At 44.3% G+C, this 11,057-nt stretch carries 14 protein-coding genes; 2 read left to right on the top strand and 12 right to left on the bottom strand.

Annotated elements, in window-relative coordinates; genetic code table 11:
* Positions 1-31 precede the first annotated feature (31 nt).
* The 11 genes from rbfA to J5566_RS08210 form a co-directional block, all read right to left on the bottom strand.
* Positions 32-382 carry a 30S ribosome-binding factor RbfA gene (rbfA, locus tag J5566_RS08260; protein WP_208562890.1) on the bottom strand — a complete coding sequence of 117 codons (351 nt, stop codon included), beginning with the start codon at positions 380-382 and terminating at the stop codon, positions 32-34.
* A gap of 127 nt (positions 383-509) precedes the next feature.
* Positions 510-3,287, bottom strand: coding sequence for a translation initiation factor IF-2 (gene infB / locus J5566_RS08255; protein ID WP_208562889.1), 2,778 nt, complete (start codon positions 3,285-3,287; stop codon positions 510-512).
* 17 nt (positions 3,288-3,304) lie between these two features.
* Positions 3,305-3,613, bottom strand: a complete 309-nt coding sequence (locus J5566_RS08250; RefSeq protein WP_208562888.1) for a YlxQ-related RNA-binding protein — start codon at positions 3,611-3,613, stop codon at positions 3,305-3,307.
* The gene (gene rnpM, locus J5566_RS08245; RefSeq protein ID WP_208562887.1) at positions 3,600-3,896 is read right to left on the bottom strand and encodes an RNase P modulator RnpM; all 297 of its coding nucleotides are present in this window, start codon (positions 3,894-3,896) and stop codon (positions 3,600-3,602) included. Before rnpM ends, J5566_RS08250 begins: the two co-directional genes overlap by 14 nt.
* A gap of 18 nt (positions 3,897-3,914) precedes the next feature.
* Complete coding sequence (gene nusA, locus J5566_RS08240) at positions 3,915-5,060, bottom strand: transcription termination factor NusA (protein ID WP_208562886.1); 1,146 nt, start codon at positions 5,058-5,060, stop codon at positions 3,915-3,917.
* Positions 5,061-5,096: 36 nt separating this feature from the next.
* Complete coding sequence (gene rimP / locus J5566_RS08235; RefSeq protein ID WP_208562885.1) at positions 5,097-5,567, bottom strand: ribosome maturation factor RimP; 471 nt, start codon at positions 5,565-5,567, stop codon at positions 5,097-5,099.
* A gap of 16 nt (positions 5,568-5,583) precedes the next feature.
* Positions 5,584-5,784 carry a hypothetical protein gene (locus J5566_RS08230; RefSeq protein ID WP_208562884.1) on the bottom strand — a complete coding sequence of 67 codons (201 nt, stop codon included), beginning with the start codon at positions 5,782-5,784 and terminating at the stop codon, positions 5,584-5,586.
* Positions 5,785-5,839: 55 nt separating this feature from the next.
* Positions 5,840-6,478 (bottom strand): tRNA (guanosine(46)-N7)-methyltransferase TrmB, encoded by a 639-nt coding sequence (trmB, locus tag J5566_RS08225; RefSeq protein ID WP_172044514.1) that lies wholly within the window; start codon positions 6,476-6,478, stop codon positions 5,840-5,842.
* Positions 6,468-7,268, bottom strand: a complete 801-nt coding sequence (ccrZ, locus tag J5566_RS08220; RefSeq protein ID WP_208562883.1) for a cell cycle regulator CcrZ — start codon at positions 7,266-7,268, stop codon at positions 6,468-6,470. The genes trmB and ccrZ overlap by 11 nt, the downstream gene beginning before the upstream one ends.
* Positions 7,269-7,317: 49 nt before the next feature.
* Positions 7,318-8,364: an ABC transporter permease gene (locus tag J5566_RS08215; protein WP_208562882.1), complete on the bottom strand. Its 1,047-nt coding sequence runs from the start codon at positions 8,362-8,364 to the stop codon at positions 7,318-7,320.
* Positions 8,361-9,095, bottom strand: a complete 735-nt coding sequence (locus J5566_RS08210) for an ABC transporter ATP-binding protein (protein ID WP_208562881.1) — start codon at positions 9,093-9,095, stop codon at positions 8,361-8,363. Before J5566_RS08210 ends, J5566_RS08215 begins: the two co-directional genes overlap by 4 nt.
* 61 nt (positions 9,096-9,156) lie before the next feature.
* Between J5566_RS08210 and J5566_RS08205 the strand changes: the two genes are divergently transcribed.
* Together J5566_RS08205 and J5566_RS08200 are read left to right on the top strand one after the other, a co-directional pair.
* A complete protein-coding gene (locus J5566_RS08205; protein WP_208562880.1) occupies positions 9,157-9,570 on the top strand; it encodes an HIT family protein in 414 nt (137 codons plus the stop codon).
* Position 9,571: 1 nt separating this feature from the next.
* On the top strand, positions 9,572-9,862 hold the full coding sequence (locus tag J5566_RS08200; RefSeq protein WP_208562879.1) for a chemotaxis protein: 291 nt from the start codon (positions 9,572-9,574) through the stop codon (positions 9,860-9,862).
* Between the two features lie 29 nt (positions 9,863-9,891).
* Here the strand turns inward: J5566_RS08200 and J5566_RS08195 are convergent, their stop codons facing one another.
* Entirely contained in the window at positions 9,892-11,052 is a 1,161-nt protein-coding gene (locus tag J5566_RS08195; protein ID WP_244228995.1) for an LCP family protein, read from the bottom strand.
* Positions 11,053-11,057: the final 5 nt, after the last annotated feature.

The raw sequence follows: 11,057 nt of genomic DNA, 5'->3' as shown, positions 1-11,057 counted from the left end.
TAAAAAGAAAAAACTGGATAAACCAGCTTTTCTATTTTTGTTCTAGAGCACGCAGCATTTGGTCAATTTTGTTGCCGTACTCAATGGATTGGTCTTTTTCAAAGACCAAATCAGGAATTTTATAGAGAGTCAGTTTACGACCTAGTTCTCTCTTAATGGTTCCTGTTGCTTTTTCAAGCCCTGTTTGGGCTTTTTGGTTGTCAGAAGCCAGGTTACTCATAATCGTATAGCAAACTTTGGCCATCGACAAATCCCCAACCATCTGGACATCGGTGATGGTCACACCTTGCACACGAGGATCCCGGACTTTCTTTTGCAAAATCTCATTGACTTCACGCTTGATTTCCATACCCACACGGTCTGTTCGAAAATGGTTTGCCATATTCTTTCCTTTCTTACATGATAGAAAAGCTGAGTTTCCTCAGCTTGACATTAGTTCATAAGAGGGCATCGGTAGAAGGAACATCTCCATTCCCATGACACCCGTACTTTTGCTTTTTAAAAAGCTGCTATTTCTTGATTTCTTCCATGATGTAGGCTTCGATGGTATCATCTACACGAATGTCGTTATAGTTTTCAATCATCAAACCACCTTCTTGGGCATTACCGACTTCTTTCACGTCATCTTTGTAACGCTTCAAGCTTCCCAATTTACCATCAAAGATTACCACACCGTCTCGGATAACACGGACACTTGAATCACGGGTAACCTTACCACGTACAACCATGAAACCACCGATTGTGCCAACTTTAGACACTTTGAAGGTTTCACGGATGATTGCTTCACCGATGATTTTTTCTTCGTATTCAGGATCCAACATCCCTTTCATGGCGTCTTCCATCTCTTCAATCACCTTATATATGATGCTATGGAGACGTACTTCTACATCATCCGCTTCTGCTTGACTACGAGCTTCAGCAGTTGGACGAACGTTGAAACCAATAACGAGCGCATTGGATGCTTCTGCAAGTGTGATATCTGATTCATTAATGGCACCAACTGCTGAGTGAACGATATTGACACGCACACCTTCTACTTCAATCTTTTGAAGGGATGAAGCAAGGGCTTCAACGGAACCTTGTACATCTGCCTTGATGATTACATTAACAGACTTAACTTCACCAGCTTTAAGGGTATCAAAGAGGTTTTCAAGGCTGACACGTTGCGTTGCCTGACGTTGTTTGAGAAGGGCACGTTTAGCACGCTCTTCACCTGCTGCACGGGCAGATTTTTCATCTTCATAGACCGCGAAATGATCACCAGCCATTGGGGCTTCATTGAGACCTGTAATGGATACTGGTGTAGAAGGTCCAGCAACCTTGACACGACGACCGAGGTCGTTTGTCATAGCACGGACACGACCGAAGGTATTTCCGACAACGATTGGGTCTTGAACATTCAAAGTACCTTGTTGAACGAGGAGAGTTGCAACCGCACCTTTTCCTTTGTCCAAGTGAGCTTCGATAACCGTTCCGATTGCACGAACAGTTGGATCTGCCTTGAGTTCTTGAATCTCAGCAACAAGAAGGACTGTTTCCAGCAACTCATCAATGTTTTGGTTGAACTTAGCAGAAATTTCTACGAATTCAGACTCACCTCCCCAGGCAGTTGAGATAACGCCGTGTTCTGCCAATTCACCGATGACGCGCTCTGGGTTGGCACCTGGTTTGTCAATCTTGTTGATAGCAACGATGATTGGAACGTTGGCGGCTTTGGAGTGGTTGATAGCCTCAATGGTCTGTGGCATAACACCGTCATCTGCGGCAACAACCAAGATTGTCAAGTCTGTGACTGATGCACCGCGGGCACGCATAGATGTAAAGGCCGCGTGTCCAGGCGTATCCAAGAAGGTAATTTTCTTGCCATTTTCTTCGATTTGGTAGGCACCAATATGCTGGGTTATACCACCCGCTTCGCCTGTTGCGACACGGGAATTACGAAGGGTATCCAAAAGGGTTGTCTTACCATGGTCAACGTGTCCCATGATGGTTACAACTGGCGGACGCTCTACCATTTCCTCTTCATTGAGGTAGCCTTCTTCGACGAAGAAACGCTCGATATCTGCATTGTCAACCTCAACCTTTTCCTTGGCTTCAATACCATAATCAACCATGAGGAGTTCGATGGTATCTCCATCAAGAGATTGGTTCTGAGTGGCCATAACGCCCATCATGAAGAGTTTCTTAACGATTTCAGCAGGTTCACGCTTGATGCGTTTGGCGATTTCTGCCACCGTCATGCCCGCAGTGTATTCAAATTCAGTCGGCAATTCGTGGAACTTGCGTTCTGTGACAGGTTTGGCAGGTTGGTTATTCTTGCCTTTTTTATTTTTCTTGTTACTATTCCAGTTACTATTTTTTTGATTTCTCACTTGATTTTGACTATTTCGATTTCTTTGTTGTTTCCGTGGACCATCTTCTTCGTCACTAGTAAAGTCACGTTTCTTGTCTGGTCGAGCTTGTTTCTTGCGACGGGTATCAGCATTTGCCGTTTCGATTGAAGCAGCCTCTGGTTTAACAAATGGCTTTGTTTCCAAAACCGGCTCTTCAAATTTGATTTCTTTTTGCTTCACGACTTTTTTCTTGGCTTCTTGAGCCTGTTTGAAACGTTCCTCACTGCTACGAGCATATTCTGCATTTTGCTCAGCTTTTAATGCTGCTGCCCTAGCTTTGAAATCAATTTTCGGTGCTGCCGGTTCAACAGGGCGCTGATTGGTCTGACGACCAAAACCTGGCTTATCACCTTGTGAACGACGATCGCGTCCCTGATCTTGGCGACGGTCTCTGCCTTGATCTTGACGGCGATCACGTCCTTGAAACTCACGACGATCTCCTATCACTTGATCTCGACGTTCCTTGCGACCTTGTTGATCACGACGGTCTTGTCCACCACGTCTGTCCTGCTGTCCTTGATGGGCAGGTCGACCTTGTTGGCGACGTTCAGCCTGTTCTTTTGCCTTTGCCTCCCGTTCCGCCTTAAAGTTACGACTTTTCGGTCTTTGTACAGCTTGTACAGGTGCCGCTTCTTTCGGAGCTACGGCAGTTTTTTCTTCAGAAACCTTAGGTGCAACGGTAGCGACCGGTGCTGGCTCTGCTACCTCTTTCTCCGGTGCTGTGCTACTTGCTTTTGTAGCTGAAAAGCTGGCAACAATTTTTTGAGCAATGTCAGCTTCAACACTTGAAGAATGACTTTTTACATCCGCCCCAAGTTCCTTAGCCTTGGCGACGATTTCTTTACTTTCTTTGCCAAGTTCTTTGGCAATTTCGTACAATCTCTTCTTAGACAATATCTTGTCCTCCTGTTCTATTCCATAATAGACCTCATCTTCTTAGTAAATCCAGCGTCTGTTACAGCAAGAACCTTGCGACTCTTTCCAACAGCTACGCTTAATTCCAGCGTTGAAAACGCGGTTACAACTTCTACTTGATAAGTCTGACTTTTGTCAGTAATTTTTTTTCTTAGATTAGGGCCAGCATCCTCGGCTAAAAAGACGAGTCTGGCCTGTTTTTTCTGAATGGCTTCCACAACCAATTCTTCACCTGAAATCAAACGACCGGCTCGCTGGGCTAAGCCCAGCAGGTTGAGGATTTTCTGTGTTTTATTCGAGTCCAAGCTCTCTCCTTTTGACCTTGTGGTCAACGTAGGCAATCAATTCATCGTAGAATTCAGGAGTTACTTCCATGCTAAAAGCACGGTTGAAAACCTGTTTCTTCTTGGCTTGAGCCGCCTCGTCATTGTCCAACTTGATGTAGGCTCCGCGGCCATTGGCCTTGCCTGTTGGGTCAATAAAGACTTGGCCTTCCTTGTTTTTAACGATGCGGAGTAAATCACGTTTGTCAATGATTTCTCCTGATACAACTGATTTTCGTAAAGGTATCTTTCTAGCTTTTGCCATGGCTACCTCCTGCTTAGACTATTCTGCTGCGTCGGCTTCTTCAAATTCTGCCTGCCCTGCATCTCCGTACAAGGCTGCTTCGATAGCTTCGTACTCGGTCGCAGACTTGATGTCGATACGGAAGCCAGTCAAGTGAGCCGCGAGGCGAACGTTTTGTCCACGACGACCAATGGCAAGTGATAGTTTGTCGTCTGGAACAACGACTGTGGCATGTTTGCCATCTTCTGTATCGAAGATAACCTGATCCACTTCTGCTGGCGCCAAAGCATTGTAAATGAACTCGGCTTCGTCTGCTACCCACTCGATAACATCGATGTTTTCCTCGGTTGGAACCATACGATCGTTCTTAGCATCGTAGCGAGCTGGGTGGAACTTGCTGGTGATTTTCTTGATGTTGGCACCGCCACGGCCGACAATGGTACCAATGGCATCGACGTTTGGATTGTGGCTTCGTACAGCGACCTTGGTGCGGTCACCTGCCTCACGCGAAACACTCATGATTTCAACCGTTCCGTCATAGACTTCTGGAATTTCCTGTTCCATAAGACGTTTGATCATCTCTGGATGGCTACGGCTTACGAAGACATTGACACCGCGACCATTGTCCTCTACTTTATAGACATAAACTTCGATACGGTCATGCGATTGGAAAACTTCGCCTGGAATTTGGTCTTGCTTGGACAATTGTGCTTCGATCGTCCCCAAATTTACGTAGATGAAGCGGTTATCAAAACGTTCTACGGTTCCAGACATGATTTCACTTTCGTGTGCCTTATAAGTATTGTAAGTAATGGCACGTTTTTGCTTGCGCATTTTTTCCATGATGGTCTGTTTGGCAGACTGGGCTGCAACACGACCAAATTCAGCTGGAGATTCCGCAAATTTGATTTTATCTCCCAATTCATAGGCTGATGAAATCGCTAGGGCATCTTTTAAACTGATTTCCAGGCGGCTATCAAAGACTTCATCCACAACTTCACGAACTGTATAGACTTGGAAGTCTCCTTTTTTCTCATCAAACTCGATGGCTGCTGATTCAGACTGGCCATAACGGCGTTTGTAAGCAGAGCGCAAAGACTCCATAACTGCTTCCACAATGTCTGCTTTGTTAATACCCATGTCTTCCTCGAGAACGCGGAAGGCTTCTAGCATTTCTTTACTCATGATGATTTCCTTTTGTATCAAAAGGTCCTTTCTTACTTAAATTTTTACGGCCAAACGAGCCTTAGCAACTGTTGAATAAGGGATGGTCACTTGTTTCTTACGCGTCTTATCTAGGTATTCTAACTCTAGCTGCTCGCCATCAAATGACTGGAGTGTCCCTTCAAAAATCTTAACCTTATCAATAGCCTGATACAGTTTAACATGGATATATTTCCCAACAGCCTGCTCAAGAGCTGCAGCCGTTTTTAGGGGACGTTCCAAACCTGGACTAGTCACTTCCAACATATACTGATCAGGGAAGGGATCTGGTTGGATGGTATCCAAGAGGGGACTAATCAACTCTGATAAATCCGCCGTGTCCTGCAAACTAATGCCACCTTCCTTGTCTATAAAGATGGATAGCACATAGTCACCACCCATCTTGCCGTACTCAACATCCACTAGTTCATAGGGCGCCTGAATCACCGGCTCTATGGTTTGGGTAACGATTTCTACAATACTGGTCATCTTTACCTCCTTTTTCTTAACACATAAAGGGCTGACTGACGTCAACCCCTTTCCACTTTATTTCTATTCCAAATTTTACCACAAAAGCGACGAACTGTAAAGGAAAACGATAAATCTCCAAGCTGTAAACGTTTTTTCCTGAATTTTTTGCATGCTTATCTAACAAAACCTCAACTCCAAGATGCGCTACAGTCATATCCTTTCCAAACAGTTCCACTTTCCATTTTCCTCATCTAGCAATAAAGACGAAAAGGATTCTCTAAGGAATCCTTTTATTGAAATTGTGCTTCAACTCGGTAGATGACCTGACCTTTTTTGGAGAATTTCTCTTCGTACTCGGTCATGACATTTCCTTCAAAATCACTGGCGTGCAAATCCAACCAAACTTGATTGAGGATCATGCCGTATTGTGAGAAACTTGCTAAACTGTATTCAAACAAGCCTCGGTTATCTGTTTTAAAATGAATTTCACCCTTATCAGGCAAGATTTCCTTATAGGTATCCAAGAAAGACTTGTACGTCAACCGACGCTTTTCATGGCGTTTCTTGGGCCATGGATCTGAGAAATTCAGATAAAGACGGTCAATCTCTGCAGGATTAAAGTAATTGGTCAAACTTGAACCATCCACCTGCAAGAGTTTGATATTGGGCAAACCTGCTTCTACGACACGGTCCAAGGCATAGGACAAAACTGTCAACTGAATATCAATCCCAATATAGTTGATATCTGGGTTTTGAGCAGCCATTCCTGTAATGAAACGCCCCTTTCCCGAGCCAACTTCAATATGAATCGGATGATCATTGCCAAAAATATCAGCCCATTTTCCCTTGCAGTCCTCTGGATTTAGGATAACATACTGAGGATACTGGGCCAATAATTCCGGTGCCCCTTTGCGGTTTCTAACTCTCATCTTCTATGAAATACCCTTCTTTAAACATACGAAGCGCATAGATTTCCTTGTTAGCCGCTTCCATATTATAACTTTCTACGTGTTTGGTGATTTGATTGAGATAGCCCAACTGACCATACCAATATACCTTTGCCAAAACGGTCTTGTTGTATTTATAACCGTAGGACTTCAACCATTCTTTCCAAGCCTGACGTGGCACATAATGGGTCAAGAGATAGGCCACATCCATCATGCGGTCAGTGACACAGGCTGTCTCCCAGTCTGTTAAATAGACCAAACCACTCGTGGTCTCAACCCAGTTCTTATGATGGAGATCTCCATGAACAAAAGTTGCCACTTCCTGATGGAAGGCTGGTAGATTCGCCAAGAGTTCACGGCAGATAGACTGCAAGTAGCTGTTCTTAGACAGACGGGCTGGTGCCTCCTTCTGCCATTTTTCCACCAAATCTCTCGGGCTTTGGTAGCTATAATTGAGCTGCAAGGCTTGGTTGAGCAAAATGCGTGAATAATGCAAGCGCACCAAAATCTGCCGAACCTGCTTACTAGACATATCTTGTCTTTCAAGGGTGCGGCCTGTCAACCATTCCTGCTCCACTCGATTTCCAAATCCAACCTCACGATTGGTAGAAATAACAGGTGGGGTAATCTGCTCTCTAGCCAAGGCAGTCACAATGGGAGGCATTTCGTATTTTACAAAAACAGGCGTTCCGTCTGACCGTAGGCCCTTAAATGCTTTTCCACTATTGCCTGCAATAGATTGTAGTTGAAGACCACTCGTATCAAACTGCATGCCATTCCTCCTTCAAAAATTCTTTATTATTTTACTAGTTTTCATGCGGTTAGTCAATCAATTTCTTCGTTTTTATCGTCAGATAGAAATAGTTTAAGAACAATCCCCCCAAGAGTAAGACAGCAAACATAGTCCAATCTCTTTGTACAAGCAGAAAGACCAAACTATTGATCCCCATCAAGACATTCAAAACCAAACTTACCAATTGTCGAAATGCACTAGCTTTTTGGCTATGATCCAAGGGAAAAAGACTGGTTAAGGGGTGGTAATCGTAACTATGATAGAGGGCTAGCAGCTGGAACAATAGGAGATAGTGAAAGAGCAAGGCTAGTCCAACTGCCAACCAAGAAGGACTAACAAAGACCAAAGCCAACACCCCTAGCAAGACTAAGCGCAAGCTAATCACCAGAAAATCACCCTGGCGAACAAAAGCCCTCAAAAAGAGAAAGCCCCAACCTGACCGATCTAGACCCGTCCATTTTTTGAGCCAAGCCACCAGTATTTTCCGCGGTTTTACAGAAGATATCAGGCCTTTTACATGGGTAAAGTTTGAGAAAAATGCTAAAACTGCTTGTTTTCTCCCTCTTTCACTGGAAATAGCCGCTATCCAATCCAAGCCCCGACCTTGCAGCAACCGACTAGCTTGCCAATTGTGATAGCCAACCTTTGCCCCTAAAAAGAAAAGAATCCAAAGCACCACAGCCCAGATTGGCCAAGAAATTTTCAATAACAAGGGAACAAGCAACAACTGACCCAGGACAAATACACTTCCCCAAACCAAACTCGCTCGATGACTCGCTTCTCTGACTTCTTGAACCAAGGTCTCCTCTTCAACCAAGAGATAGTGTCGGTCCGCCGCTTCAATATAGCTTGCGATTCTACCTGAAAAGAGCAACAAGAGACTGATTCCCAAAATCCCTAAAAAAATCCACAAAGCTGGAACTGCTTCAGACAGCATCAAGCTACGATACTGAAGAGATGCAAAACCGAGCAAAAACAGTAGGGCTAATACAAAGTGATCATTGAGCACATAAGGGATGTAAGAAGAAATTTGCTTCCAAAATTTCCTCCGTCTCCCAGCAAAGACTTGCTTCATCTTGTCACCCCACTCGCTGTAATGCTCAAATAAATGTCATTCAAGCTAGCGTCTGGCATGTCAAATTGCTGCCGAAGGCTACCCAAATCCCCATCTGCAATGACTTGCCCACCATGGAGCACGACAAATCGATCACACAGTCTCTCAGCAGAGTCAAGGACGTGGGTTGACATTAGAATCGACCGCCCCAGCGCCTTCTCTTTTTCCAACAAGTTGACCAAGTCCGCAATCGCCAAAGGATCCAAACCTAAAAACGGCTCATCCACAATTAAGAGAGAGGCTTCTAGCAAGAGCGCACAGATGATCATCACCTTCTGCATCATCCCTTTTGAAAAGGTAGATGGGAACCAGTCCAACTTATCCTGCAATCGAAAGAGTTGCAACAAACCAGCCGCTTTTTTCCACATGGCTTCTTTATCTAATTCGTAAGCCAAAGCCAGCAGATCAATATGCTCCCGCAAGGTCAATTCCTCATACAAAACTGGACTCTCTGGTATATAGGCAATTTGCTTGCGATAGGCTTTTAAATCTGACGCCAATTCCAAATCATTGACCTTGATGGTGCCACCATAGGGTTGCAAGAGACCAATAATCTCCTTAATCGTCGTTGATTTCCCTGCACCATTTAACCCAATCAAGCCAACCAATTCACCGTCGCCTACCTGAAAACTAACATCTTTTAAGACTGGAATATTGGCGTAACCGCCAGTGAGATTTTTTACTTCTAACATACATTTCTTCCCGTAATTTGATATAATTATTATACCAAAAATTCCTGAAAGAGGTTTGTTTATGTCAGATTGTATTTTTTGTAAGATTGTTGCTGGAGAGATTCCGTCTGCCAAAGTTTACGAAGACCAAGAGGTACTTGCTTTCTTGGACATCACCCAAGTCACCCCTGGCCATACCCTGGTTATTCCCAAAAAACATTTCCGCAATCTTTTAGACCTGGATAACCAAACCAGCACAGCCATTTTCAGCAAAATTCCTCTCATTGCCAATCAATTGAAGGACAAGCTTGGTGCCAATGGTATCAATCTTATTAATAACAGCGAAGAAGCTGCGGGACAAACCGTCTTCCACACCCATTTCCACCTTCTGCCACGGTTTGATGAACAAGATGGCCTGGCAATCACATTTGCAACCAATCAACCTGATTTCGACGAATTAGGTCGCTTGTCCCAGCTCTTACAGATTGGAGAGTAACATGAAACTATCTCACCTTATCGCAGGAATCGGCGCTGCAAGCATCGCCTTCCAACTTGTGTCCAACCGCAAAAAAATCCAGGCTGAAGCAAAAGAAACCTTGGATTTGGTAGCCGAGTTGACACAAGAAAAAGAAGCCATCCAACAGCACCTAAACACCATTTTATCCTACCGCCAACCCTTGCAAGACATGTCCCAGGACTTAACCTACAAGTTACGGACCTACCAGCAAAGCATTGCCGGAAACCTGGAAGAAATCAAGAAACATCTCCCCGCAACAAGCGAAAACTAAGAAAACCTTGTCCAATGACAAGGTTTTTCTTATTCTGAACTTGATTCTGTCGTCTCTTCACTACTGCTGGTATCTGTACCGCTTGTCGAGCTAGCTTCCGTCTCAGCAGAAAGACCATAGCCTTCCAAGACAATTTCATTGGTGTAAGCATCCACGACGGTTACTGGACTTGGCAACCAATTCATCTCTTCATAGACCTGAATATTGGTCACAACTTCTGTCACTGTTGATAGTCCTAGTGATTTTCTAAGGATATTTTGCATTTCATAGACATGCTCACTGGTTGGAATTTGGTAAGAAACGCCATCTATCATCGCATCTTGCCCCGTCAACTGATAGGACTCAATAGTTGTTAGCGAATCCCGGTAGCCTAAGAGGCTTGGGATGGTCGCAGTGGAGATTTCAATATCTGTTCGCATGTTGTTGGAAATAGCGTCCAAAATCTTCTCATATTGGGTAAACCCTTCTAGTTTAAGCAATTTTTTTACAATTGCCATGATAACTTCCCGCTGACGCTTCTGCCGACCGTAGTCTCCATCAGGATCATCGTAACGCATCCGGGCATAGACCAAGGCCTGGTCACCATTTACCAGCTGCACACCTGGGGGAACAGTTGCAGTATATGCTGGCTCGTATTCATCAATTGTAATCGTAAAACCCAAAGTATTGTTGACTGTAATGCCTCCGACTGCATCAACCAATTCCACCAAACCGTCCATGTTTATTTCCACATAGCGATTGATGTTAATGTCCATCATTTTTTCTATGGTCGCCACAGCCATTTCTGCCTGACCATAGCTATACGAATGGTTGAGTTTTTCAATCGCTCCGCTCGATGTTCCATCACCATTTGCAATTTCAACCATGATATCACGCGTCAAACTCATCATGGTCGTTGTTTTAGTCTGGGGATTAACTGTCAAGAGAATCATGGAATCACTACGCCCCTCTTCCCAGTTGCCTCCTCGAGTGGCCTGGTCCATGTCAACCCCCATCAAGAGAATGGTCAGAGGTTCCGTCGCTTCGATAACGTCGTATTCTTCATCAGAGTTACTAAGTAATTTAAACGTTTTTGAGATAGCATCTGTCGAATAATTCAACAAGGTGGTTCCATAAAGGGCCCCTGCTCCAACTGTCAAAGCAATTATCAAGCCCAACATTCCAGCAATTTTGAATCCAATTTTATTCATAAAGA

The organism is Streptococcus suis, assembly GCF_017601095.1.
Lineage (GTDB): Bacteria > Bacillota > Bacilli > Lactobacillales > Streptococcaceae > Streptococcus > Streptococcus suis_Z.
This window is presented reverse-complemented; position numbering and strand designations above follow the sequence as displayed.

Coding starts and splice junctions, on each gene's coding strand:
- rbfA (WP_208562890.1), bottom strand. CDS start 382: ATGGCAAACCATTTTCGAACAGACCGTGTGGGTATGGAAATCAAGCGT.
- rnpM (WP_208562887.1), bottom strand. CDS start 3,896: ATGGCAAAAGCTAGAAAGATACCTTTACGAAAATCAGTTGTATCAGGA.
- nusA (WP_208562886.1), bottom strand. CDS start 5,060: ATGAGTAAAGAAATGCTAGAAGCCTTCCGCGTTCTCGAGGAAGACATG.
- rimP (WP_208562885.1), bottom strand. CDS start 5,567: ATGACCAGTATTGTAGAAATCGTTACCCAAACCATAGAGCCGGTGATT.
- trmB (WP_172044514.1), bottom strand. CDS start 6,478: ATGAGAGTTAGAAACCGCAAAGGGGCACCGGAATTATTGGCCCAGTAT.
- ccrZ (WP_208562883.1), bottom strand. CDS start 7,268: ATGCAGTTTGATACGAGTGGTCTTCAACTACAATCTATTGCAGGCAAT.
- J5566_RS08215 (WP_208562882.1), bottom strand. CDS start 8,364: ATGAAGCAAGTCTTTGCTGGGAGACGGAGGAAATTTTGGAAGCAAATT.
- J5566_RS08210 (WP_208562881.1), bottom strand. CDS start 9,095: ATGTTAGAAGTAAAAAATCTCACTGGCGGTTACGCCAATATTCCAGTC.
- J5566_RS08205 (WP_208562880.1), top strand. CDS start 9,157: ATGTCAGATTGTATTTTTTGTAAGATTGTTGCTGGAGAGATTCCGTCT.
- J5566_RS08200 (WP_208562879.1), top strand. CDS start 9,572: ATGAAACTATCTCACCTTATCGCAGGAATCGGCGCTGCAAGCATCGCC.
- J5566_RS08195 (WP_244228995.1), bottom strand. CDS start 11,052: ATGAATAAAATTGGATTCAAAATTGCTGGAATGTTGGGCTTGATAATT.